Genomic DNA, 25,446 nt, shown 5'->3' on the forward strand with positions numbered 1-25,446 from the left:
CCAATGCGTCTACGTTATTCCGTAACTCGTGCATAAGTCCTATAACTACTCAAATTAAATAATTTCCTTCATTATCGGGAAATGACCGAGGACAAGTTGGAGTAACAAATAGAAACTAAATCAGGAACCAAAACCTCTGGGAACTCCAGAGGTTTTTCTTTAAACTACGCTTTTCTATGTAGGAGCGATCGCCCCTGTATACACTTCTATAAGGGGTTTTTTAAGCAACAGTTCTCAACATAGATGAGGTTTAATTCATAATTCGTAATTAATAATTAATTAATTTTGGGTACTGAACCATCTAATTTCAGTCCTATTTTGGTAGGGAAGCAGGATGAGCAGCGGCTTTGGCCGCTTATCCTGTCTCCGCTACATAGTCTCAGGTTATAAATCTACGTTACTTAGTAATGATTCAGGTTAATACCAGCTTCTTTTGCCATTGCTTCTAACCCTTTAATATCTAGGGTTTTGATTGCTTTGGTAGACAGCTTTAATTTTACCCAACGATTTCCGCCTGCCCACCAAACACGCTTGCTTTGCAGATTGGCGTGCTGAAGGCGTTTAGTACGGCGGTGGGAGTGAGAAACAGCAAAGGCGTTATTTGCCTTCTTACCAGTTAGTTCACAGCGACGGGACATAGCAAGTATCTCCAGATTGTTATTTTAATACAGCCTTTCCATTTTAGGTCTTAGGCAACAGAAGTAGGAAAGGAAGGAGAGGGGAGATGGGGACAGGGGGAGAAATAACTCCAAACTCCTGTACAGGCGCGATTAATCGCCTCTCTCCAAAGTACAGACGCGATTAATCGCCTCTCTCCAAACTCAGCACTATTTACTAGCTTGTTCCGTCAGCTTGGTGAGTACCTCATTCGAGCGCTCGACAAAGGATTTCATCCCCTCAGCGTCAAATCCTTTCTGAGACATCAGCGCTAAATCGTAGACATGTTGACAAATCAAGTTTACTAACTGATCTGTAGGCGATTGACCGTCACCTTGAATAATACTACCTTGGTTAAGATTTACCAGATTTTGAATCAGTGGGTGAGCAGTATTCACCAGCAAAATGTGATCTTCAGGAAACTCTGCTGTTTGCTGCTGCATCATGGCGTTCATTTCTCGCATACGGCGGAGAATCTCTGGTAAAAGCACGATCGCAGGTGGTGTACCTTGAGGATCGTCTGATTTCAAAGCTTCGGTACGGATGTTGAGTTTAGGTTTGTTGAGAGATTTCTCAAATAACTCTTTGATACTCTCACTCCGGGTTTTGTTCGTCTTGGGATCAACAATTTCCGTAGCTTTGTCTTGTTCCAGCAGGGTATTATCTAAATCTGAGTCCACCCGCGTAAATTTAACATCCTGATATTCCCGCTCTAAGAAGTTGATAAAGTGGGTGTCGATGAAGGAGTCCATAAACAGGACTTCCAAGCCTTGATTTTTGTGTAGTTCTATATAGGTAGCTTGGGTTGCTGCATCGGTACTGTAGAAAACCCGGTTTTCGTGACGTTCTTTGTTACGTTCTAGATATTCTTTGAGCGTAGTATAGGGAGCATTGGGTTCTGAAAAATCAGGACTGGCTGAAGCAGGAGTGACATCTTGCCAAGCATCTCCCTCTGAAGACTGTACTTCGACTACTGGAGTTTCAGCAGCAGGTTTTTCTGTCAGCTTGGCGGTAGTGCGGAAGACGATAATATCTTCGATTTGTTTTTTGAATTTCTCGTCGTTGAGAACGCCAAATTTTACAAAAGTACCGAGGTCTTTCCAGGCGCTAATGTATTGTTCACGGTTGTCACGGAAAAGTTCTTTGAGGCGATCGCCTACTTTCTTGGCAATGTAATCACCAATTCGCCGCACGGTGCGATCGCCTTGCAAAGCGCTGCGCGATACGTTCAGAGGAATATCGGTGCTATCAATCACACCCCGCATTGGAGTTAGAAATTGCGGAATAATTTCTTCGCAGTTGTCGCTAACAAAAACTTGATTACTAAATAGCTTAATCTGCCCTTTAGTAACATCTACATCCGGCCTCATTTTGGGAAAATACAGAATCCCGTTGATGATAAAGGGATAGTCAGTATTTAGATGTACCCATAACAGCGGTTCTTCCTGAAAAGGATACAGGTAGCGGTAAAACTCTAAATATTCTTCTTGACTTAGATTACTTGGAGACTCTCGCCACGGTGCTATTTGCTTATTTAATACTTCACCTTCTAGTTTTATCGGTACTGGCAAGAAATCGCAGTAGGTCTTGACAAGATTCTTAATCCGTGCGTCTTCTAGAAATTCCTCCTCTTCTCCTTGCAGGCTGAGAGTAATAGTAGTGCCGCGAGTTGTCCGGGGCGATTCTTCTAAGGTAAATGCTGGGGAACCATCACAAGTCCAGTGAACTGCCTGTGCCCCTTCTTGGTAAGATAAAGTATCAATTTCTACCTTTTGCGCCACCATGAATGAGGAGTAGAAGCCAAGACCAAAGTGACCAATAATCGGTTGATCCGATTTGCCTTCATACTTATGAATAAATTCTTCAGCACTAGAGAAGGCAACCTGATTGATATATTTCTTAACTTCTTCTGCGGTCATCCCGATACCGTTATCGGAGATGGATAGGGTTTTGTTATCTTTGTCAATGGCAATTTCAATTTCTGGTTCGCCAATATCTCCAGCGTAATCTCCAGCGCGGGATACCATTTTCAGCTTTTGGATGGCGTCTACGGCGTTGGATACCAGTTCCCGCAAGAAGATTTGATGATCTGAGTAAAGCGACTTCTTAATGATCGGGAAAATATTCTCAGTATGAATACTGATAGTGCCTTGTTCTAGCATAATTGGTAATCTTCGACGTTAGTATCTGAAATGATGATAGTGGCTAATACTGGCTAATACAGCCTAACCCTCTGTTTTCCAGGATAAACCCGGAGAACACAGAAAGGCATGATACCAATTAGGATTTTAAAACCATAACTTAGGTGATTGCTCCTTTTTTGAGCATTGTTTGCCCCCATTTTCTGATTCGGATTTCCCTACTCCCGATTTTCATCGCAGGTTTATTAGCCCGCATCCTCCGACCAAGCTGTAAAAATTAAACTGGGATTAGACGTTGATTTAATGTCTTTAACATCAGCGCTGACAGAAAGATTATTCTAAGCAGCTTTTGAAGATATATCACCTTCTCACTTCTACTTAAAATACTAGTTTAAATTAACAAAATTCTTGGTTTTGGATGATGAAGACTGAGAAACTGAAAATCACAACATAATTCATCTAGAAGCAGGAAACTGATATAGCGATCGCCTTCTCACTTTACGGCTTCTGCGATCGCACAGCGTCTCGTAGAGAATAAGAAAAATGAACCCACGCAGGTGGGTTTTATCTGTGTAGCCGCCATTTATAATCACCTTCTCAGACTATGTAGCAATCTGTGGTACTGACACCTTCACTGGCACTTTTTTACTAAAAGACAGACCGTTTTCATTTTTGTCAATCATAATCGTGTCTCCAGAGATAAAAGTATTTTCCAATAACTTGGTGGCGAGGGGGTTTTCTACTTCTCGCTGAATTGCCCGTTTCAGTGGACGGGCACCATAAACTGGGTCATAGCCTGATTCGACAAGGTGATCACAAGCAGATTGGGATATCTCAAAGGAGATTTTTTGCTCACGCAGGAGATTTTCTACCCGTTTGAGTTGAATGCGGATGATATGCCGCATTTCCGTGCGATTTAAGGTATGGAAGAGAATAATATCATCAACGCGGTTGAGAAATTCCGGGCGGAAATGCGATCGCAAGGCTTCCATTACCCGCTTCCGCATCGTTTCATACTTGGAATCATCACCAGCTACATCCAAGATATGTTCGCTACCAATGTTACTGGTCATCACAATAACGCTGTTGCGAAAATCTACCGTTCTCCCCTGAGAGTCAGTAATTCTCCCATCATCTAACACCTGCAATAAAATATTAAACACATCGGGGTGCGCCTTTTCCACTTCATCCAACAGCACCACTGAGTAGGGACGGCGGCGAATCGCCTCGGAAAGTTGACCGCCTTCTTCATATCCTACATATCCTGGAGGCGCTCCCACAAGGCGAGAAACTGAGTGTTTTTCCATATACTCAGACATATCCAAGCGCACCAATGCATCATCAGAATCAAAGAGAAACTGAGCTAAAGCGCGGGCGAGTTCAGTTTTACCCACACCTGTAGGGCCCATGAACAAAAATGAACCAATGGGACGAGAGGGGTCTTTCATCCCCGCACGCGCGCGACGAATCGCTGCTGATACGGCTTCTACAGCCTCTTCTTGCCCAATGACTCGTTGATGTAAATGACTTTCTAGTTGCAGTAATTTTTGCCGTTCCGATTCCAACAAGCGATTGACGGGGATTCCTGTCCACTTGGCGACGATTTCGGCAATATCGGCTTCAGTGACTTGTTCTCGCAGCAACGTGGAACCTTGGTTTTGAATTTCTAAAAGGCTCGCTTCTTTGGCTTCGCGCTCGTGCTGTACTCCCTCCAATTTGCCATATTTCAGTTGGGCAGCTTTATTCAGATCATAAGCACGTTCCGCCTGTTCAATTTGCACTCGCAGCGCATCTTCTTCTTTCTTTAAGGCGCTTATCGCCTCCAATATCTGCTTTTCACCTTGCCATTGCTCATTAAATATTTTCTGTTTTCCCGTTAAACTAGCGATTTCTTGTTCAATTCGCTGCAAACGTTCTTTAGTTTGGGGAGTTCCCTTTTCTTCGCCAGCTAATGACAGCTTTTCCATTTCTAACTGCATGAGGCGGCGATCAATGGTTTCTAATTCCGCTGGTTTGGAGGTAATTTCCATTTTCAACTGTGCTGCTGCCTCATCCACCAAATCAATAGCTTTATCTGGCAAAAAGCGATCGCTAATGTAACGCGCTGACAGAGTTGCTGCTGCTACCAAAGCCGAATCAGAAATTTTGACATTGTGATGAACTTCATAGCGTTCTTTCAATCCCCGAAGAATGGAAATAGTATTTTCCACACTTGGCTGATCCACAAATACTTGCTGAAAGCGGCGTTCCAAGGCAGCGTCTTTCTCAATGTGTTTGCGGAACTCGTCGAGGGTAGTAGCACCAATGCAACGCAGTTCTCCCCGCGCCAGCATTGGTTTGAGCAGATTTCCGGCATCCATTGCCCCTTGTTGAGTGGAACCAGCGCCGACTACAGTATGCAATTCGTCAATAAACAGTACGATGTCACCGTTAGATTCTGTAACTTCCTTGAGGACTGCTTTCAAGCGTTCTTCAAATTCTCCTCGCAATTTTGCCCCAGCAATCAAACTACCGATATCTAAAGAAATGAGTTTGCGGTTTTTCAAAGATTCGGGAACATCACCATTTACCATCCGCTGTGCCAAAGCTTCGGCGATCGCTGTTTTACCTACCCCAGGTTCACCAATTAATACCGGGTTATTTTTGCTCCGACGAGACAATACTTGAATTACCCGCCGAATTTCGTCATCCCGCCCAATCACCGGGTCAAGTTTTCCAGATTTTGCCTGTTCTGTCAAATCTCTGCCAAATTTTTGTAAGGCTTCATAGCGGGATTCTGGGGTTTGATCTGTCACCTTTTGGCTACCACGAATGGTTTTGATGGTAGTTTCTAGTTTTTCTGTATCTGCACTAAAGCTTTTAAGTATCTTTCGTCCAATGCGATCGTCTTCAGCAAATGCTAAGAGGATGTGTTCCACGGAAATGTAGGAGTCTTTCATCCTGGTTCTAGCTTCCTCGGCTCGGTCTAGTAAAACATCTAAATTGCGGCTAAGGTAAAGCTGATCACTTTTACCAACTTTGGGCTGACGTTGAGTAAAGGCTTCTAGCTGCTGTTGCAAGCGGATTGGATCGACCTCAGATCGAGCCAGGATACGTATTGCTAAACTAGTGGGTTCTTCTAACAGGGCAAGAATTAAATGTTCAACATCTAGTTGCTGTTGTTGATAAGCACGGACTATATCCTGAGATTTAACAATCGCTTCCCAGGCTTTATCAGTAAATTTATTCGGATCTGTAGGTTGCATCTTTAAAATTTTGGAATTTTGATTTTTAGTTTAGGGATTGAGGAACTCGGGGCCCCCTCTGGGGATAAGGGGCAATGGGGACTGGGGATTGGAAAAACTCTTCCCTAGTCACTAATTATCCAAACATTCTCAGCGTATATCCGCGTGTATCGTCGGTGGCAATTTAGGATTGGTAATTTGGTGATAGTTCACGCTATTACCTATTTCTTAATTTAAAACGAAAACACTGCTCTGAGCGGACTTTCCCAAATGGTGCTATTGGAGCGATGTTGACGACGGGCTATTCGGCGTCGCTATTAGTGTTGCTGATCACGACAGTATGGGGATAATATTAATAGGATTTACGCAGAGGAGATTTCCTAGCCCGTCTAAAAATGGGAGGCAAAAAGCGAAAAGTCTCGCGCGTCTGAGTAACAGGACTGCGAGACGCCAGTGTGCAGAAAAAATTAGTTTCCCCGTATCTAGCTCAACTTTTTAAGACATCGGTGTGGATTTTCTTATCCGTTTATTGCCTTTGACAGGGTTTTCCTCCCCACTCAGGATTCAGCACTACTAAAGCTTAGATCCATCACCTACATTCTTAATTATAAGAATTACTGACTTACAAGTTGCTCTTGTGATTCCTGTTTGACTGCTGACCCTTGAGTTCCCAGTTGAATCAATTCAATTTTATACCCATCTGGATCTTCCACAAAAGCAATTACTGTCGAACCATGTTTCATCGGCCCTGGTTCACGCACGACTTTACCGGCTTGATTGCGGATTTCCTCACATGTAGCGTAAATATCATCAACGCCAAGGGCAATGTGACCATAAGCATTACCCAATTCGTATTTTTCCACCCCCCAGTTGTAAGTTAGTTCTATTACCGTATTGTCGCTTTCGTCACCGTAGCCAACAAAAGCCAAGGTAAATTCTCCCCCTGGATAATCTTTCCGGCGCAGTAGTTTCATTCCCAGAAATTCACAGTAGAACTTTAAAGACTCTTCCAGGTTGCCCACCCGCAGCATTGTATGTAGTAATCGCATATTGACCTTCTGTTTTTGCTCTGTTGAGTATTGCTTTCTGCCAACATTTTACAGAAGTTGCCAATAAAGCCCACGCCTGGAAGGTGTGTGATTGTCAAAAAGCTTCAATTTTCAAGGTAGAGACGTGATTTATTAGATTTGGATCTGGAATGCGGCAAGTCGTAATTTGAGGCAGAGTTTCCAGACAAGTCTATTGATTACTATTGAAGCTCTGTAATTTTAGCTAGCGCCTTTTGGTAATCATCCGCTTTACTTTGTTGCTTATAAAGGTCTGCGGCTTTTTGAAAGTCCTGACGTGCTCCTTGATTATCTTTTACTTGAATGCGGGCAAGACCGCGATGGTAGTAAACATCAGCAAATTTGCCATCAACAGCAATTGGTGTCCTTGTTAGAGTAATTTTTAAGTTATTTTTATCAGAGCGGTTAATTTGCAGGCTGATTTTAGTACCTGTTTGACCGCGAATCAGTTTTATTACCTGTTCTAAACTCAGATTTGCCGTGGATTGACCATCAATTGCTAAAATTTGGTCGCCCGTTTTTACCCCACCTTTTTGAGCGGGAGAATTTTCAATAACTTTGGAAACTGTTGGCAATTTAGTTAGAGGATTGATTTCTGTTTTAACACCAATACCAGAGAATTCCTGGGAACGCAATATCTGGTCGTAATCTGCGATTGCTTTTTTATAATCTTTAAGTTGAGCCTGAGCTTGTCCGCGATTGTAGTAGGCGTCAGTATCGTCAGGTTTGAGACGAATTACTTCGCTGAAATCGGCTACTGCTCCTTTATAGTCTTGCTGTTGCAAGTAGACTTCGCCACGAGCTTTGATAACATCAACATCGTCAGGCTTGAGACGAATTGCTTCGCTAAAATCTGCTATTGCTCCTTTATAGTCTTGCTGTACCAAGCGAATTCTCCCACGAGCTTTAATGGCTTCAATATCTCCTGGTTTGAACTGTAGTAAGCGAGTAGTCCAATCGCGATATTTTATCACCTCAGCATCTTTGGGTTTGAGACGAATTGCTTCATTGAAATCAGCTATTGCCCCTTTATAATCTTGCTGTAATACAAAAATCAGCCCACGAACTTTAATAGTTTCAGCATTTTCAGGATCGAGACGCACAGCTTCATTGTAGTCAGCCAGCGCTCCCTTTAAGTCTTTCTGTTGAGCGCGAAGCGCACCCCGAAATGAATAGGCTGCGCTTTCGATATATTCTGGATTCAAGCGAATTGCTTCGTTTAAATCAGCCATTGCTCCTTGTAAGTCTCCCGTGCCATAGCGTGCTGCACCCCGAGCAAAGTACGCCCAAGAACCAGGATGGTATTTCACTGTTTGGTTTGAAATTTCAAGTGCTTCGGGAAAACGTTTTAAGCTAATCAGCATTAGGCTGCGAGATATCTGAACGCTGGCATCATTGGGGTCGAGTTTTGCTACTTGGTCAAATGAATATAGCGCCTCTTGATATCGTTGTTGTAAGTTGGCAAGAGTTAAGCCACGCAAGCGCCAAGCAGAAGCAAATTTCGGCTCAATTTGTATGGCTCTATCAAAGGATTTCAGGGCTTCTCCATATTCTTCACCCACCTGCATGAAACCTCGTAGATACCAAGCTTGATAAAAATTAGGCTCTAGTTTAATTGCTCGGTCAATAGCCCTCATTGCCTCGTTTTTTTCATTTTTATCTGCCTGTTCTGACGAGTTTAGCTTCACTTGCCAGCCATAATTGAGCCAGTCAATGGCATCAGCATTATCCTTGGGTTTCTTTACCTTAAATAAAGCTTCTAATATTGATTTTGTCTCTTGTGGTGTCAGTTGCGGTGGTGCATTATTCTCCACTCTCAATATGGGAGCCATACCGACCGACTGCGCCCAACGGACAAAGCTGCTGATGGGAACACCCCAACTAAAACCCAATGTTATCAAACGTCTTTGACCAGCTTTATCTGTAATTTCTTCTATTTCTGCTTTGCCATGAATACCAATGACGCGCCCACGAGTATCTAATACTGGCCCACCGCTCATTCCTTGGTCTGTGAGATTGGTATATATTAGCCCATACCCGTAGCTCAAAGACAAAGAGTTCTTAGCTAAAAAAGAACCAATTTGTTTTGATGCTACACGCCCAGCTGTAAACTGACGCTGTGTTTGTTCGCTTCCAGGTTTTAACCCCAGCCACCCAGAAACAAAAATGAAGTTTTTATCTTCAACAATGTCGTAGTTTGCTAGAGTAGCGACGCGATAATCTTGCTCACTAGTAAACTCCAATATCGCTAAGTCTGTGTCTGGTACGGTTTTCAGATTGTCGTCATTCACCCTGAATTGATATTGTTTGCCATCAGGGGTGATTACCTCTAGAACGGTGCGATCACATTTTTGAGATGGACGAACAACGTGTTCGGCAGTGAGGACGCTGTAAGTATTTCCCTGTTTACCAATAATTACTCCCGACCCACTACACTCACGTAAAGTTGGCACATCTATTCGTACCGTAATTTCTTGGGCTATGTTGTTGACTTCATTAGCAATGGGAGGAAGACTTGAGGTAGAGGGTGCGTTAGCTGCTGGTAAGGATTCTTTTGAAGTGTACCCAGGAGCTAAACGAGCAAATGTCTGGATCGGAATTCCCCAACTATAACGGCTCATTAAATCTCGTAAGGCTTCAGTCGGTTGGGAACCATCTTCATAAATATAAGGATTTCCCCAGAGCGGATAGGCATGGATACCATTGATACCGATTACTTGCCCCCGACGATTCAGTATCGGGCCGCCGCTCATGCCCTTTTCAATTTCGTTGCTGTAGCCTATTTGATATCCTTCCTTAAAAGCTCGCTCTGGCACTAGCAAAACCTGGCCTGTTTGGAAGACAAATCCTTGAGATGCAGACGGATTAGCCTCAAAGGGAAACCCCGCTGCATATATTGGTTCATTAACTGTGATCGTTGATAAATTTCCGAGGGGGGCTAAAGTATAGTTAGCATTAGCACGGAACTCCAACAGAGCCAGATCATTGCCCTGAAAGTTGACTCCCTTAACCAAGCTAGCTGGGTGTTTTTTCCCGTCTTCTGTTTGGATTTGAACAGGTTTACCTGATTCTAAAACGTGTCGATTAGTCATAACCGTATAAACTCGACCATCTTTCCTAAGTAAAATACCTGAGCCACTATTCTCGCCAGATAAAATCTTTACGGTTATTGATCGAGCCAGCTGTTTGAGTTGTTCTGGCGATCGCTGGGAAGTTGGCTGTTGAGCAGAAACTTTTGGGGAAAAGATGCTCAAATAAACAGCTTGTATAGGCAACATCAACAGTATGCCCATCCAGGCAATCAGAGCCAGTGAGCGATGGTACATTAGTTTTTGTCTCATGTTGCTTTTACCACTTGCAAATTTCTATACAAAATATGTTTAATGAGCATCCCACTACCTACCAAGATTAGTATTAATTTTTTACCTGTGCTGCTTTTCCGTTTAGTAATATACTCATATCAATGTATATTTGAGAAGAAGCATCTTCAGATTGAAGAATGGGTCCGCGAGCACGATAACCTATATCTACAAGGTTTTGAAGTACTGAACTAGCGTTCCGATCCGACTTAAGTGTGAATAGTAATTGACTACAAGGCCCACCGTATTGACTAGCCGCACATATCACTGCTTGACCACTAGAAATACCAGATGTCATGTAGTTCAAAATACCTTTTTCATAGGCATTTTGAAATCTGGAAGATACCTCTTGACACCGTACTTGTGGAGTATAATTTCCTAAATTTTTAACCCAGCGAATCACCGGAATCTTCTTATTGTTGTAGTTTTTGGCATATGTAGTCCATACACCATTATCACTTCTTTCACAAAAGTAAGTTTGAGCTTGAGCTAAACTGGGTGGACTGATAGTAGCAAAACTACTTAGAGCAATTGTACCTGCCGTCAGTACCTGCATAAATAAGTGGGGTTTCATCGTTGGTAGTTCTCATTAAAGATGATGAAAGTCATAGATACTATGTATTTACCACAAAATGACAACCATATTACATTTTAAAGTAATGTAAAGATTTATTCAGGTATAACCCACTAAAATAACTTAATCCCTTATCAAACATCCTCTGAGAAAGAAACTCAGTTTCTGTATGCAGTTGGGTTTCTCAAATATCAGTTAGCTGTAAATGATCACTATGTTACTGTCACTAATAGCTGATTGAGGAATTTTTGGTAACAAATAACGGCTTTTAAGCAATAGAAAAATCTGTATATTTGCTGATTTATCTTGTTAAAATCCTGTACTTACTAATTAATTTCCAAGGAATTAATCATTGTTTGTGCTGTTGGGAAATATTCAGCATATTTAGCCACATCTGCCGTATAAGTTATTATATATGCTTGATTATTTTTGACCATCCAAACTTGCAAGCGTTTAATGTTCATTCCATCTTCTTTAAAAGTGTAAATAACTTGATATGCAGGTCTATTTGCTAGTTGACTTTTGCCCTCTGCAATAATTTTAATATTTGGATCAGACTGTTTGACTTCATCCAAATAATACTTAGTAAATTGTTCTAATTCTTTATGAGTATATGGGGAATCTTGAACAATTAAATTGAGATTCTCTGAATAGGTATCTGCATTACCTTCTTGTGGCGAAATAAATTGAACTAGATTGCCAGTTATGCGGTCTGGAGTTATAGTTTTTTTCCAAGTTGGGGGATATTTGATGCTGATGCCATAAACGGTATTATTATAAATCTCCAGGCTATTATTACGTAGTATAATGATAAACAAGAAAGCAATAACAGTGGCAACAGTAACAATTCCTAAACCAATAATAGCCTTCCGCCAAATTAATTTTACAGGACGATTAGCTGGTGTCAAGTGTCGTAGGGATTGCAAAACTTCTGTTGCCGATTGATATCTCTGTCGAAAGTCATACTTGACCATTTTGTCTATAATTTTCGCGAACTGTTGGCTAACCTGTGCTTGATCACGCCAGATAATTTCACCTGTAAGATTATCTTTTGGTAATTGGATAGGGTTTAAACTAGTAAGGGCTTGGATACCAATCATTCCGACTGCATAAATATCACTGGATAACCGGGGCTGACCTTGACTTTGTTCGCTGGGTATATAGCCAGGTGTGCCAATTACAACTGTTGCTGTCATTTGTCCCTGAGCATTCACTACTTGAGAACTGATTTGTTTGACTGCTCCAAAATCAATCAGGACGATTTTCCCATCCTGTTGACGCCGCATCAAATTCGAGGGCTTAATATCCCGGTGGATGACATGATGCTGATGGACGAACTCTAATGCCTCTAAAATATCCTGCAACAGGGCAATAACCTTTTCCTGACTCCACTGCTTCTTCGGATTGATTTCATGACTCAAGTCATACCCTGCAATAAATTCTTGAACTAAATAAAACTTTTGGTCTTCTTCAAAATGCGCCAACAAGCGCGGAACCAGGTCGTGGCTCCCTAAGCGGTTGAGTACTTGAGCTTCAGTCGCAAATAGCCGTCGGGCGTGGGACAAAGTATTTAAATCTGTGGCTTTAGGCGAGAAGTGTTTCACAACACACTGGTCTTTATCAGGCAATTTCCTATCAATAGCTAGGTAAGTAGTACCAAAACCACCTTCTCCCAGTTTGCTGATAATTTCGTAACGCCCATCCAGGATTTTGCCTATCATTGTATTTACAAGTATGTTTGATTAATCTAAATTTTGACACGGAATATTATTTGTCGATAGTACAAAGAATTGTAACTATTTATATATTTAATATACGTAAATTTGACTCTCTACATCGTTGGTAGTGCCAAATTTTACTAAATGCTCACCATTGACTAAGAAAATGGGGTAAATGAAAGTGAGTTTAATCAAAAGCACAAAATTAAAAATTCATTAACAAAATCTCTGGAAATATTCTTTAATCTCAGCCAACAAAGTCTCTTAAACGCCTATGCTAGCGATTGGGTTAGGCAACTGGACTGTATGCGTAACAGACTCGAATAAAGGATAAAGTACAAATGAGTAACATTCTAGATACTGCCATTGAGGCGATCGCATCTCGTGAAATTCTCGATTCACGGGGTAGACCGACAATTGAAGCCGAGGTGCATTTAGCCAACGGTGTTGTAGGACTGGCGCAGGTTCCAAGTGGTGCCTCTACTGGCACTTTTGAGGCTCACGAACTGCGTGATGGCGATAAAAGCCGTTACGGGGGCAAAGGCGTACTTAAGGCAGTACAAAACGTCAAAGAAGCACTTGCTCCCCAATTGTTAGGCTTGGATGCCCTCAACCAAGAACTGCTAGACCGCACGATGATCGCTATAGATGGTTCTGCTAACAAATCCAATTTGGGGGCTAATGCGATTTTGGCGGTTTCCCTAGCAGCAGCCAAAGCTGGTGCCGAGTCTTTAGCAATTCCCCTATATCGCTATTTAGGTGGCCCTTTAGCGAATTTGCTACCAGTGCCGTTGATGAACGTGATTAACGGTGGGGCACACGCATCAAATAACGTGGATTTTCAAGAGTTTATGATTGTCCCAATTGGGGCAACTTCCTTCCGGGAAGCGTTGCGCTGGGGTGCAGAGGTGTTTGCCACCCTCAGTCAGGTGTTGGATGAAAAGGGTTTACTCACTGGTGTAGGCGATGAAGGTGGCTTTGCCCCTAACCTAGAATCCAATCAGGTGGCTTTGGAATTGCTAGTTGCTGCCATTAAGAAAGCTGGTTATAAGCCAGGGGAAGAAGTAGCTTTGGCGTTGGATGTGGCGGCTAGCGAGTTTTACAAGAATGGGCAGTATGTTTACGATGGTAAACCTCACGCCCCCACGGAGTTTATTGATTATTTAGGACAACTGGTTGATCAATACCCAATTGTGTCAATTGAAGATGGCTTGCACGAAGAAGACTGGCAAAGTTGGCAATTGCTCACCCAGAAGTTAGGTTCGCGGGTGCAGTTGGTAGGAGATGACTTGTTTGTTACCAACGCCACACGCTTGCAAAGAGGCATCCAGGAAAAAGCTGCTAATGCCATTTTGATTAAACTCAATCAAATTGGTTCTCTCACCGAAACCTTGGAAACGATTGATTTGGCCACTCGCAACGGTATCCGTTCAGTAATTAGCCATCGTTCTGGTGAAACAGAAGACACAATGATCGCTGATTTAGCCGTAGCAACCCGTGCCGGTCAAATTAAAACAGGTTCCCTCTGTCGCAGCGAACGCGTAGCAAAATATAATCGCTTGCTGCGAATTGAAGATGAACTAGGCGATCGCGCCGTTTATGCTGGTGCTGTGGGGTTAGGGCCGAAGTAGAGTTAGAAGTTAGGAGTTTTTAATTCATAACTAATCACTTCTAACCGGAGGCGGAGCGTCTTTGGCTCCGCTTTTAACTGAATTTAGGGATAAAACCCCAACTTGGGCAACCCCAAGGTTTCATCCCAGCCCATCATCAGGTTTAGACACTGAATCGCTTGCCCCGCCTGTCCTTTAATTAGATTGTCAATTGCTGACATGACAATCACGCGACCTGTACGCGGGTCAACTTCTACACCGATGTAACAAAGATTGCTGCCGTTAGCCCACTTGGTTTGGGGGTAAACACCGCTACCGCAGATTCTCACCCAAGGAGAGTTGCGGTAGAAGGCTGAGAAAATTGTAATTAAGTCATCTCGCACTAGACCAGGATCGCGCAGTGTGGCATATACCGTTGCCAAAATACCGCGCACCATTGGGATAAGGTGGGGTGTAAATTGGATCATGAGTTCGTGACCAGCTAAATCACTGCAAATTTGCTCAATTTCTGGGGTATGACGGTGACGGCCGACATTAAAAGCTGCTATGGAGTTGTCCGCCTCAGCTAGTAATAAGTTGGTTTGAGCTTGGCGTCCACTGCTAGATGTGCCGGACTTGGCATCGATAATAGCTGTTTCTGGTACGATTAAACCTTGCTTTAAGAGTGGCGAAAGTGCAAGGAGACTAGCAGTGGGATAGGAACCAGGACAACCAACGAGTTGAGCTTCGGCAATGCGATCGCGATACAGTTCTGGTAATCCATAAACCGCCATAGCAGCAGTTGAGCGATCGTTTCTCTGTGTCCCATACCAACTTGTATAAGTTGCCAAATCACTGAACCGATAGTCTGCACTCAAATCCAGTACTTTACATCCTTTGTCTAATAGTTTGGGCGCGATTTGGCAAGCCAGACCATTTGGTAAAGACAGGAAAACTACTTCACAGCGGTGAGCAATTATTTCTGGTTCTACCGCCTCTATTGGCAGGTTAGCTGCATGAGCCAGATGCGGGTAGATATCTCCAAAGCATTTCCCGATACTGCTCTCACCACCTAAATAAACCAGTTCGACTTCTGGATGATCCATCAGTAGTCGTACTAACTGTACTCCGCCATAGTCCGACGCGCCAACAATCCCAACGGGTACGCGTCTAAATTTGCCCATGATCTGAAATCCTTATCCCATGAATGGTTAATTCGTTCTCAGCTATCAACAATATCAGCGACTAGACTCACAGCGTACAAAACAGCTGAAACCCCTCTACTTTTTTTGGAAGCAAACAGGGAAGAGTACATGGCGAAGGGGTGAGGCGGTGAGCGAGTCGGAGTTTTTTGTACAAGACGCTGTGAGAAGGGGGTTCCCGTCGAGTCCCTTAGTGCTAGCGGTAGCGTTAGCGTTCGCGATAGCGCAGCGTTAGCGATAGCGAGGAACGAGCGTCGGAACGAGCGTCGGAACGAGCGTCACTTCCCAACCCGAAGGGTGAGGCGGCGAAATTATCAAATATTCTATTTGTCCCCCTTGTCCCCCTTGTCCTGTTCATCCTTGACTGTCGCTGCACTCTATTATTAAACGCCAATTTTAAAGGCAGAAATTTTTGCCACGTTATCAAATCATAAAATAACTCGGTAAGTGGGAAACTCAGTCACTTTAGGGCTGAGAGGGAAGTGACACTAAGGGCAAGCCCAGTCACCACTCGTGCAGTAAAAAATGCAGTCAGTCTATGTTAAAATTAAATTGTGAGTAGAAATAACTATTTACGTTTTGAAGCATCTTAGCACGGAGAAATCCCGGCTCCCATCAAACAACGGTTAGCAATAAGAGCTAACGGCACTATGACTTGAAAGAGCAAATAATGGTGAGTCCAGTCCTGTTCGCGTAGCATCTCCCTTAGGAGAAGGGTTTTCCGTTGAGCAGATTGTGTATATTACCACGTTTTGGCAAAGGGAATGGACTCTGAAAGCTTTAAGAAAAACAATAATTAAGCGCAATTGCAATACCTTTAGTAATAGTAGTTTTTTTGACCATCTAGGGGTATACTTGACTATCCCTTCCATGCTTGGCTTGGAGAAAGGAGCGTATCTTTAGACCTGAGAGTGTCAATGCTAGTCTACTTCTCTAGTCTTATAGAGAAGCTACAATCTAAAAGAATAAATTGTTAAAAAAATTTACGTTGGGAACTGGAAATCTTTCTGTGTCACAGCCTAATACTAGTCAAGCTTTTAAATTTGATTCGATTGATGCCGCCTTAGCAGACCTAAAAGGTGGTCGCGTGATTGTAGTGGTAGATGATGAAAATAGAGAAAATGAAGGCGACTTAATCTGTGCTGCCCAATTTGCCACACCTGACATGATTAATTTCATGGCCGTGGAAGCTAGAGGGCTGATTTGTTTGGCAATGACAGGCGATCGCTTAGACGAACTAGACTTACCCTTGATGGTAAGCAACATTACAGATACTAACCAAACTGCCTTCACTGTTAGTATTGATGCTAGCCCAGAATTGGGTGTAACCACTGGCATCTCAGCGGAAGACCGCGCCCGCACTATCCAGGTTACTCTCAACCCAGCCACAAAACCTACTGATTTACGTCGTCCTGGTCATATTTTTCCGATTCGGGCTAAAGCTGGAGGCGTACTCAAACGCGCAGGACATACAGAAGCTGCTGTGGACTTAGCTAGGCTAGCAGGGCTATACCCAGCCGGGGTAATTTGTGAAATTCAAAACTCCGATGGTTCAATGGCGCGGTTACAACAATTAGTTGAATACGCTAGACGTCACAATTTAAAAATTATTAGTATTGCGGATTTAATCAGTTATCGCCTACAGCACGATCGCCTCGTGTATCGTGAGGTGATAACCAAGCTGCCTAGTCAGTTCGGTCAGTTTGAAATTTACGCCTACCGCCATACTCTGGATAATACAGAACACGTTGCAATTGTCAAGGGAGATCCAGCTAACTTCAAAGATGAGCCTGTGATGGTGCGGATGCACTCAGAATGCTTAACTGGCGACGCTTTGGGTTCTCTGCGCTGCGACTGTCGGATGCAGTTAGAAGCTGCACTGAAAATGATTCAGGCTGCTGGTCAAGGTGTAGTTGTATACTTGCGGCAAGAAGGACGGGGAATAGGCTTGATTAATAAGTTGAAAGCCTACTCGTTGCAGGATATGGGGCTGGATACAGTAGAGGCCAATGAGCGTTTGGGATTTCCAGCTGACTTGCGAGACTACGGGATGGGGGCACAAATGCTCATGGACTTGGGCATCAAAAAGATTCGCCTGATTACCAATAATCCCCGTAAAATTGCTGGAGTCAAGGGCTATGGGTTGGAAGTAGTCGATCGCTTGCCATTATTAATTGAGGCAACCGACTACAATTCTTATTACCTGGCGACAAAGGCGAAAAAGCTGGGTCATATGCTGTTACAGACTTATCTGGTAACAGTAGCAATCCACTGGCAAGATGACCCGGAAGCTGTGACAGAACGTTATGAACGCTTAGAGAAACTGCGACATTTAGCGAGAACTAATGATTTATTGTTGCAGGAAGAGGCGCGTCCGTTAGCGATCGCTATATTTGACGAGCCATCCTTAACAGTACACTTGGGTTTGGATCAAGCGAAAGTTGCTAGTTGCGATTGGTATCAGCAAAGTGGTCATCCTTATATCCAGGCTATCTTCCAAATTCTGGACAACCTAGCAACTTTGCCTTACATCCAGAAATTAGAATTTCTGATTTCCTCTGGTTGCGATCCTTTGAGTAATTTACAAGTCCAACTGGATCGAGAGACATTCTCGGATGGTACACTGCCTTCATCAATTAGCGATCGCCTGGAGACGCAGCAAATTTATAGCTTTAGCAAATAGGTTAGCTGATTTTCTTTTCAATAAATTTTGTCGGGGAGCCAGTGCGTTACTCTGGTCAAGAGAGTTGTAGCAACTGGTGAACCAGCGCACCCAAGTTGGTTTCTAACTGTCACGGCGACTGGTCTTAGCGCAGTGTTAGCGAGTCTTCTCCCTACAGCCCTTTGGGCATCCTACGGCAGGCGTTAGCCTCTCCCTTTGGGAGAAGGGGAAACGCTTTGGCGCAAGGAGCCTCACCCGTTCGCGCAGCGCCTCCGTCAGGAGAAGGGCGTTGTGTGATCGCCGAAAGTACCGCACCACTTTTTATTTACTTACTCTATAGATTGGTCTGACCTGACGATAAGTATTAAGTAAGTCCAGAAATTTATTCCCATCAAAATTTATTGGGTCAACTTTTTTACCAGAACGGTCTACCAGATGATGGGTAGTAATGCGATCGTCTGGGACTTGACTTTGAGCAATTAACCAAGCAAGAGAATCATATTGAGTTTCCGTATAGCCGCTATGGGTTTCTTGGCTGCTACTGTCATAACTATCTGGCGGTGTTTCCAAAGAAACGTGATAAGCAAAATTATTTACAGACGCTGGCAAATTCGGATTAGTCTGCACAGTTTCCACTACCCCTGGACTCTCAAATACTGAGTTAGCTGCACCAAAAGCTCGCTTTTCTGGCGGTACTAGATAAATCACGGTTCCGTCTAACTTGATTAAGGCGTGGTAACTTGCTTGCACGCTTTCATCAGTATGGGCTACTTGAAAGAAATTAATGGCGCTGGAAGCAGAATAACCAGTTTCATGGAGGACGATAATCGGTTGGTTGTTGAGAGTTACACCGTTAACATCTTGGGCATACCGTTCTCCATAGTTAGTTGGGTCAACCGAAGCGACTTGATAATTAGGTCTGTACTGTGCAAAAGCTTGAGTGGTTACGTACCTTGCTAAAGGCTTGCTAATCTTGACTGGGGACTTGATAACACGTTGAAATTTCTTTTCTGGCTCTTTCGCTGATTGAAATTGCGCCTGGGGATATTGACTCCAGGCTGTAACCTGGGGATTGGATGTATGGTATGTTATCGGATTATTGTGTAATTGTGTCGCTCGTCCAATTAGCAGAACTGCAATTAGAGTGGCGAACATCAGCCAGATTAGTAGCACCCTAGTCGCCCAGTCTGTAAACTTCATTTTTCTAATAGCCGTAAAACGGTAGATATTAATTTATAGCTAAACTGGCGTGTTAGTTGTAGAGGCGCACTTCTGTAAACCCCTACCGCTTATGGTATCCAAATAATAATCGCTATAATACCTTAATTCTAGTTAAATATACTTTGATAATCCCTGCAATAGTGCTGTTACGAGCCATTTAATTTTAATGCCGTGGGTAGTGGATTCGTGGGTATCAAAGTCTTCATCGCGTAGCGCTTTTAATAAAGATGTTTTACCCACATCCTGTTCACCAACTACTAGCAGCTTAGAAAGATATTATCCTTTAGCTTCTAACCTGGCTCGAAGATAGGTCAAAATTGCCTCCGTTCCCTGCTCAACAATTTCAGGCGGTGGTGAGCTTAATTGTGGATTGTTCTTGAGGTATATGCCTCTCAAGTTGGAGAGTTGGCTGATTTCTGGCGTCAGGCTGTTGAGTTGATTGTTAGAGAGGTCTAGCCATTCCAAGTTTGAGAGTTGGCTGATTTCTGGCGGCAGGCTGCTGAGTTGATTGTTATTGAGGGATAGCTTCGTTGTCTTTTTCTTCGCAGCTTTTTCTATAATTTGCAACAGTTCTTCGTTTGTCACCTGCAAACCTCACCAACTTTGTAGCGATATTTACCAGATTAGTGTATCGCAGGTTATGGGGAGTGGGGCTAGATTAATGTGTTCTATCTGCGTAGAAAGGGCTGTAATATTTAAATTAGCAGGATGCATAAGCCCGTCGTAGACATCGCATCCCTTGCAATAACATTCACTCATCCACGAGTATCAAAGACTCATTCACGAGTATCAAAGACTCGTCCACAAGTATTAAAGGGTGCGTTACGCTTTCGCGCTAACACACCCTACGACTACGATCGCTTTATAATTGCGATGTCTACGACGGGCTACTCGGTGTCGCAGCTATGAAAAAATCCATAAGTACTTATCCCAATTCTCTTGATGGAGAGACGGTTTCGTTAGTTTGAGAAGATGGTTTATTGAAGAAACTCCAGATTCTTTGAATAGCTATTATTAGAAAACCAATTACAATCACTCCTGCTACCACTGGTAAAGCTAGCGCCAGCACAGACAGTGCGATTGCCATAACCAACTCAATAGTTGACACAACAGGATTGGTTAATCCACCTGAAACGCCTGTAGAACTTATCCGCAATGTATTCATTAATCCCTTAGTTAATCCTGCGGTTCCACCACCTGCAATTAAAGCTAACGTCCATTGCACCAGTGGATTCATCTCTGGAGCAACAGAAGCTGTTACGATTGTCCCGGCGATAAATGCCGCAGGTGTAGCAACAATATCCAGCAGATGATCCAACCAAGGAATGTAATAACCAGTAATTTCCAGCGAACAAGCGACTGCAAAGACAATTACAGCTTGAGGTGTTTCCAGCCAATCAAAGTCAGTCGGTAAATCAAAATGTCCAAAAACTGAAGCCACACTCAATGCTAGCAGTGGTACAAATACTCGAAAGCCAGCCGCCGCACTCAAACTAATCCCCAGTAATAATTCAATAAATGTATTTAGGTTAAACAAAGAAATTAAATCCATAGTGGGACTCAAGTTATACTCCTGATGTTTTTTCCATCTTTGAGCTGAACGGAGTGACAACTCTCAGCTGTGATCCTAAGATAATAAACTTGGCGAAAATATTTCATCTGACTATATGTAGAATCAGTCAAACCCCACTTGTATCAATACTGCGTAGGTTTTGTCTAAAAAATAACTCTAATGTAGGTTGCGTTGAAGAACAAAACCCAACCTTGTATCTTAGAAATAGTAGTAGACCGCCCCCAACCCCTCGCTTGCGGGGCTACGGTATTTTACACACAAGTCGAATTACCCCCCTTAATCCCCCCTTATAAAGGGGGGAAATAGGAAATTTGGTTCCCTCCCCTTTATAAGGGGAGGGTTAGGGTGGGGTAAAATCTTGGTTAATCAGCTATTTCAGACTTGTGTGTAAACCGTAGGCTTGCGGGGATCAAAGACAAAGCGTAGCTTTGGCGGGGTGGGGTTCTTTGAGTTTAATAAGCAATCAAGCGACATAATATGACCGCGCTTTTGCATAATTCTGTCGTCGCCAACCTTGATAAATCAGGTCAAAATGAGCGAATAGTGAGTTTTAGCAAAACTGATTTTATTAAATAGTGCCCAAAATATCACAATTTGAGAAAATAATAAAGTAAGTGGAGTATCACAAGACTCACTTTATTTCCTCATTTATTCTAGGAAAATATGACTCATCCTTTCCTTGAACGCCTGCGTAGTCCTGATAGCCCAGTCCTCGTCTTCGACGGGGCGATGGGAACCAACCTCCAAACTCAAAATCTCACTGCTGAAGACTTCGGCGGTCCACAGTATGAGGGTTGTAACGAATACTTAGTCCACACTAAACCCGAAGCTGTCGCTAAGGTTCACCGTGACTTTCTCGCCGCTGGTGCAGATGTCATTGAAACCGATACCTTTGGCAGTACGTCCCTGGTGCTAGCAGAATATGACTTGGCAGACCAAGCCTACTACCTCAGCAAGACAGCCGCCGAATTGGCGAAGCGTGTCGCGGCGGAATTTTCCACGCCAGAAAAACCCCGGTTCGTGGCAGGTTCCATCGGCCCCACAACTAAACTCCCTACCTTGGGACATATTGACTTTGACACCATGAAAGCTACTTTTGCTGAACAAGCAGAAGCGCTGTGGGATGGTGGTGTCGATTTATTTCTGGTGGAGACTTGCCAAGATGTGCTGCAAATTAAGGCGGCGCTGAATGGGATTGAAGAAGTGTTTGCCAAAAAAGGCGATCGCCGGCCGTTGATGGTGTCTGTGACAATGGAAAGCATGGGCACAATGTTGGTTGGTTCCGAAATCAGCGCTGTGCTGACAATTCTGGAACATTACCCAATTGACATTCTCGGTCTAAACTGTGCCACTGGTCCAGACTTGATGAAACCACATATCAAGTATCTGGCAGAACATTCACCTTTTATCGTTTCCTGTATTCCCAACGCGGGTTTACCTGAAAACGTCGGCGGTCAAGCGCACTACCGCCTAACACCGTTGGAATTACGGATGTCGCTGATGCATTTTGTTGAAGATTTGGGTGTCCAAGTGATTGGGGGTTGCTGTGGGACGCGTCCAGAACACATTCAACAATTGGCAGAAGTTGCTAAAGACCTGAAGCCAAAAGTTAGACATCCTAGCTTAGAACCAGCAGCTGCATCAATTTACACCACTCAGCCCTACGACCAAGATAATTCCTTCTTGATTGTTGGCGAACGTCTCAACGCCAGTGGTTCCAAGAAGTGCCGCGATTTGTTAAATGCGGAAGATTGGGATGGACTCGTTTCAATGGCGAGGGCGCAAGTAAAAGAAGGCGCACACATCCTTGATGTCAACGTCGATTATGTGGGACGTGACGGTGTACGGGATATGCACGAACTAGTTTCGCGCATTGTCAATAATGTGACATTACCTTTAATGCTTGACTCCACCGAATGGGAAAAGATGGAGGCGGGTTTAAAGGTTGCTGGTGGGAAGTGTTTGCTGAACTCCACCAACTACGAAGACGGGGAACCGCGCTTTTTGAAGGTGCTGGAGTTAGCGAAGAAGTACGGTGCTGGTGTAGTCATTGGTACTATCGATGAAGATGGGATGGCGCGGACAGCAGATAAAAAGTTTGCGATCGCAGAGCGTGCATACCGTCAAGCTGTAGAATATGGCATACCTCCCACCGAAATCTTCTTTGATACCCTAGCTTTACCCATTTCCACCGGGATTGAAGAAGACCGAGAAAACGGTAAGGCGACAATTGAATCTATCCGGCGAATTCGTGAAGGATTGCCTGGATGTCATGTGATTTTGGGTGTTTCTAATATTTCCTTTGGTTTGAATCCAGCGTCGCGGATGGTGCTGAACTCAGTGTTTTTGCACGAGGCGACGACGGCGGGAATGGATGCAGCCATTGTCAGTGCTAACAAGATTTTACCGTTGTCTAAGATTGAAGAACGCCATCAAGAAATCTGCCGCCAGTTGATTTATGACGAACGGAAGTTTGAGGGTAACGTCTGCGTTTACGATCCCTTAGGAGAGCTTACCACAGTATTTGCCGGGGTGACGACAAAACGCGATCGCTCCTTAGATGAAAGTCTCCCCATCCCCGAACGTCTCAAGCGTCACATCATTGACGGCGAACGCATTGGTTTAGAAGAACATCTGACAAAAGCCTTAGAAGAATATCCCCCCTTAGAAATTATCAACACCTTCCTGCTAGATGGCATGAAAGTTGTCGGGGAATTATTCGGTTCAGGACAAATACAGTTACCCTTCGTTTTGCAATCTGCGGAAACCATGAAGGCGGCGGTAGCGTATCTAGAACCGTTCATGGAAAAGTCAGAATCTGGCAACAATGGCAAGGGAAGCTTTATTATTGCCACGGTGAAAGGTGATGTCCACGATATTGGTAAAAACTTAGTAGATATTATCTTGTCCAACAATGGCTACAAGGTAATTAACCTGGGAATTAAGCAGCCAGTGGAAAACATCATCAACGCTTACGAACAGCACAAAGCTGATTGTATTGCCATGAGTGGTTTGCTGGTAAAATCCACCGCCTTCATGAAAGAGAATTTGGAGATATTCAACGAAAAAGGAATTACCGTCCCCGTGATTTTAGGTGGTGCGGCGCTGACTCCCAAATTTGTGCATGAAGATTGCCAACAAACCTACAAAGGTAAGGTTGTTTATGGCAAAGATGCCTTTTCTGACTTGCACTTCATGGATAAATTAATGCCAGCTAAAGCTGCTGGTAATTGGGAAGATTTGCAGGGATTTTTGAACGAAGTTGAAATTACTGAAGTTTCGACAAATGGTCACAAAGAATCAGTAACTACGACTGCTAAGGAAATAGCATCTGCTGAACCAAAAGATGTGGATACGCGGCATTCAGAAGCAGTAGCGATAGATATTGAACGCCCGACACCGCCTTTCTGGGGAACGCAGTTATTGCAGCCTAATGATATTCCCATTGAGGAAATATTCTGGCATTTAGATTTACAAGCTTTGATTGCTGGACAGTGGCAATTCCGCAAACCAAAGGAGCAATCTAAGGAAGAATATCAGGCTTTCTTAGCTGAGAAAGTGTACCCAGTTTTAGAAAATTGGAAACAGCGGATTCTTGAGGAAAATCTGTTGCATCCGCAGGTGATTTTTGGGTATTTCCCTTGTCAAGCTGAGGGGAATTCTCTACATATATATGACTCAGAAAACCAATCACAACAGGTTGCAACTTTCGAGTTTCCCAGACAAAGGTCGTTAAGGCGGCTGTGCATAGCAGATTTCTTTGCACCAAAGGAGTCGGGAATTATTGATGTCTTCCCAATGCAGGCGGTAACTGTGGGGGAGATTGCAACAGAGTTCGCCCAAAAGCTGTTTTCCGCCAATCAATACACAGATTACCTGTATTTCCACGGGATGGCGGTGCAGGTGGCGGAGGCTGTAGCTGAGTGGACACACGCAAGAATTCGCCGGGAGTTAGGCTTTACTGCTGAAGAACCCGACAATATTCGTGATATATTAGCACAACGTTATCGTGGTTCACGATATAGCTTTGGGTATCCAGCTTGCCCAAATATTCAAGATCAGTACAAGCAGCTGGAGTTATTGAAGACTGACAGGATTAACTTGTATATGGATGAAAGTGAACAACTTTATCCAGAACAGTCTACCACTGCGATTATTGCTTACCACCCAGTAGCAAAATACTTTAGCGCTTAATCTATATCCCCTCTCCTTAACAAAGAGGGGGGTGCCTGAAGGGCGGGGTGAGGTTATTATATTGTGAGCAATTCAAGGCTGGATAAACATTTACAGTTATCGCTTCACCTTACCCTAGCCCTCTGCTTATCAAGGAAAAGGAACCGGAATCAGAAATAAATCAGTTTTTTTGTACCAGTTTAAAGATATAAAAGTTAAAAGAATGTTTGGAAAGTATTTTTGGTAGCCTCCTAAACCTAACCCCCCTAGCCCCCCTTCCCTTATA

18 protein-coding genes are annotated in these 25,446 nt (G+C 43.5%); 4 read left to right on the plus strand and 14 right to left on the minus strand.

Annotated elements, in window-relative coordinates:
* Positions 1–401: 401 nt before the first annotated feature.
* From rpmB to Q0541_RS13620, 8 genes are all read right to left on the minus strand, one after another.
* The gene (gene rpmB, locus Q0541_RS13585) at positions 402–638 is read right to left on the minus strand and encodes a 50S ribosomal protein L28 (RefSeq protein ID WP_273766461.1); all 237 of its coding nucleotides are present in this window, start codon (positions 636–638) and stop codon (positions 402–404) included.
* Positions 639–827: 189 nt separating this feature from the next.
* Positions 828–2,819: a molecular chaperone HtpG gene (gene htpG, locus Q0541_RS13590; protein WP_298911090.1), complete on the minus strand. Its 1,992-nt coding sequence runs from the start codon at positions 2,817–2,819 to the stop codon at positions 828–830.
* Positions 2,820–3,253: 434 nt separating this feature from the next.
* On the minus strand, positions 3,254–3,391 hold the full coding sequence (locus Q0541_RS13595; protein WP_298911093.1) for a hypothetical protein: 138 nt from the start codon (positions 3,389–3,391) through the stop codon (positions 3,254–3,256).
* A 9-nt stretch (positions 3,392–3,400) separates the two neighbouring features.
* The gene (gene clpB / locus Q0541_RS13600; RefSeq protein WP_298911096.1) at positions 3,401–6,043 is read right to left on the minus strand and encodes an ATP-dependent chaperone ClpB; all 2,643 of its coding nucleotides are present in this window, start codon (positions 6,041–6,043) and stop codon (positions 3,401–3,403) included.
* Between the two features lie 593 nt (positions 6,044–6,636).
* Positions 6,637–7,071, minus strand: a complete 435-nt coding sequence (gloA, locus tag Q0541_RS13605; protein WP_298911099.1) for a lactoylglutathione lyase — start codon at positions 7,069–7,071, stop codon at positions 6,637–6,639.
* 200 nt (positions 7,072–7,271) lie between these two features.
* Entirely contained in the window at positions 7,272–10,430 is a 3,159-nt protein-coding gene (locus Q0541_RS13610) for a serine protease (protein ID WP_298911101.1), read from the minus strand.
* A gap of 73 nt (positions 10,431–10,503) precedes the next feature.
* Positions 10,504–11,022 carry a COP23 domain-containing protein gene (locus Q0541_RS13615; RefSeq protein WP_298911104.1) on the minus strand — a complete coding sequence of 173 codons (519 nt, stop codon included), beginning with the start codon at positions 11,020–11,022 and terminating at the stop codon, positions 10,504–10,506.
* Between the two features lie 326 nt (positions 11,023–11,348).
* A complete protein-coding gene (locus tag Q0541_RS13620; RefSeq protein WP_298911106.1) occupies positions 11,349–12,743 on the minus strand; it encodes a serine/threonine-protein kinase in 1,395 nt (464 codons plus the stop codon).
* A gap of 338 nt (positions 12,744–13,081) precedes the next feature.
* On the opposite strand from Q0541_RS13620, the gene eno reads away from it, so the two are divergent.
* Positions 13,082–14,371 (plus strand): phosphopyruvate hydratase, encoded by a 1,290-nt coding sequence (eno, locus tag Q0541_RS13625; protein WP_298911108.1) that lies wholly within the window; start codon positions 13,082–13,084, stop codon positions 14,369–14,371.
* 83 nt (positions 14,372–14,454) lie between these two features.
* Here the strand turns inward: eno and argC are convergent, their stop codons facing one another.
* Complete coding sequence (gene argC / locus Q0541_RS13630) at positions 14,455–15,513, minus strand: N-acetyl-gamma-glutamyl-phosphate reductase (protein ID WP_298911110.1); 1,059 nt, start codon at positions 15,511–15,513, stop codon at positions 14,455–14,457.
* Between the two features lie 226 nt (positions 15,514–15,739).
* The gene (locus tag Q0541_RS13635) at positions 15,740–15,889 is read right to left on the minus strand and encodes a hypothetical protein (RefSeq protein WP_298911112.1); all 150 of its coding nucleotides are present in this window, start codon (positions 15,887–15,889) and stop codon (positions 15,740–15,742) included.
* A 651-nt stretch (positions 15,890–16,540) separates the two neighbouring features.
* On the opposite strand from Q0541_RS13635, the gene ribBA reads away from it, so the two are divergent.
* Positions 16,541–18,214, plus strand: a complete 1,674-nt coding sequence (ribBA, locus tag Q0541_RS13640; protein ID WP_298911114.1) for a bifunctional 3,4-dihydroxy-2-butanone-4-phosphate synthase/GTP cyclohydrolase II — start codon at positions 16,541–16,543, stop codon at positions 18,212–18,214.
* 300 nt (positions 18,215–18,514) lie between these two features.
* Here ribBA and Q0541_RS13645 read toward each other — a convergent pair whose 3' ends face one another.
* The 3 genes from Q0541_RS13645 to Q0541_RS13655 all read right to left on the minus strand — a co-directional run bounded on the left by Q0541_RS13645 (position 18,515) and on the right by Q0541_RS13655 (position 19,999).
* On the minus strand, positions 18,515–19,393 hold the full coding sequence (locus Q0541_RS13645; protein WP_298911118.1) for a peptidoglycan recognition family protein: 879 nt from the start codon (positions 19,391–19,393) through the stop codon (positions 18,515–18,517).
* A gap of 132 nt (positions 19,394–19,525) precedes the next feature.
* A complete protein-coding gene (locus tag Q0541_RS13650) occupies positions 19,526–19,678 on the minus strand; it encodes a hypothetical protein (RefSeq protein ID WP_298911207.1) in 153 nt (50 codons plus the stop codon).
* 12 nt (positions 19,679–19,690) lie between these two features.
* Positions 19,691–19,999, minus strand: coding sequence for a leucine-rich repeat domain-containing protein (locus tag Q0541_RS13655; protein ID WP_298911120.1), 309 nt, complete (start codon positions 19,997–19,999; stop codon positions 19,691–19,693).
* A gap of 123 nt (positions 20,000–20,122) precedes the next feature.
* Here Q0541_RS13655 and Q0541_RS13660 point away from each other — a divergent pair, with 123 nt between their 5' ends.
* On the plus strand, positions 20,123–20,323 hold the full coding sequence (locus tag Q0541_RS13660) for a hypothetical protein (RefSeq protein WP_298911122.1): 201 nt from the start codon (positions 20,123–20,125) through the stop codon (positions 20,321–20,323).
* Between the two features lie 16 nt (positions 20,324–20,339).
* On the opposite strand, the gene Q0541_RS13665 is transcribed toward Q0541_RS13660, so the two are convergent.
* A complete protein-coding gene (locus Q0541_RS13665) occupies positions 20,340–20,966 on the minus strand; it encodes a DUF4126 domain-containing protein (RefSeq protein ID WP_298911124.1) in 627 nt (208 codons plus the stop codon).
* A gap of 684 nt (positions 20,967–21,650) precedes the next feature.
* Here Q0541_RS13665 and metH point away from each other — a divergent pair.
* Positions 21,651–25,181 carry a methionine synthase gene (gene metH, locus Q0541_RS13670; protein ID WP_298911127.1) on the plus strand — a complete coding sequence of 1,177 codons (3,531 nt, stop codon included), beginning with the start codon at positions 21,651–21,653 and terminating at the stop codon, positions 25,179–25,181.
* Positions 25,182–25,446: the final 265 nt, after the last annotated feature.

It is taken from the genome of uncultured Nostoc sp. (assembly GCF_937863485.1).
GTDB lineage: Bacteria > Cyanobacteriota > Cyanobacteriia > Cyanobacteriales > Nostocaceae > Nostoc.

What these genes read in the sequence shown, in the direction of transcription:
- rpmB (WP_273766461.1), bottom strand. Translation starts at nt 638, where the DNA reads ATGTCCCGTCGCTGTGAACTAACTGGTAAGAAGGCAAATAACGCCTTT.
- htpG (WP_298911090.1), bottom strand. Translation starts at nt 2,819, where the DNA reads ATGCTAGAACAAGGCACTATCAGTATTCATACTGAGAATATTTTCCCG.
- clpB (WP_298911096.1), bottom strand. Translation starts at nt 6,043, where the DNA reads ATGCAACCTACAGATCCGAATAAATTTACTGATAAAGCCTGGGAAGCG.
- gloA (WP_298911099.1), bottom strand. Translation starts at nt 7,071, where the DNA reads ATGCGATTACTACATACAATGCTGCGGGTGGGCAACCTGGAAGAGTCT.
- Q0541_RS13610 (WP_298911101.1), bottom strand. Translation starts at nt 10,430, where the DNA reads ATGAGACAAAAACTAATGTACCATCGCTCACTGGCTCTGATTGCCTGG.
- Q0541_RS13615 (WP_298911104.1), bottom strand. Translation starts at nt 11,022, where the DNA reads ATGAAACCCCACTTATTTATGCAGGTACTGACGGCAGGTACAATTGCT.
- Q0541_RS13620 (WP_298911106.1), bottom strand. Translation starts at nt 12,743, where the DNA reads ATGATAGGCAAAATCCTGGATGGGCGTTACGAAATTATCAGCAAACTG.
- eno (WP_298911108.1), top strand. Translation starts at nt 13,082, where the DNA reads ATGAGTAACATTCTAGATACTGCCATTGAGGCGATCGCATCTCGTGAA.
- argC (WP_298911110.1), bottom strand. Translation starts at nt 15,513, where the DNA reads ATGGGCAAATTTAGACGCGTACCCGTTGGGATTGTTGGCGCGTCGGAC.
- Q0541_RS13635 (WP_298911112.1), bottom strand. Translation starts at nt 15,889, where the DNA reads ATGAACAGGACAAGGGGGACAAGGGGGACAAATAGAATATTTGATAAT.
- Q0541_RS13645 (WP_298911118.1), bottom strand. Translation starts at nt 19,393, where the DNA reads ATGAAGTTTACAGACTGGGCGACTAGGGTGCTACTAATCTGGCTGATG.
- Q0541_RS13660 (WP_298911122.1), top strand. Translation starts at nt 20,123, where the DNA reads ATGCATAAGCCCGTCGTAGACATCGCATCCCTTGCAATAACATTCACT.
- Q0541_RS13665 (WP_298911124.1), bottom strand. Translation starts at nt 20,966, where the DNA reads ATGGATTTAATTTCTTTGTTTAACCTAAATACATTTATTGAATTATTA.
- metH (WP_298911127.1), top strand. Translation starts at nt 21,651, where the DNA reads ATGACTCATCCTTTCCTTGAACGCCTGCGTAGTCCTGATAGCCCAGTC.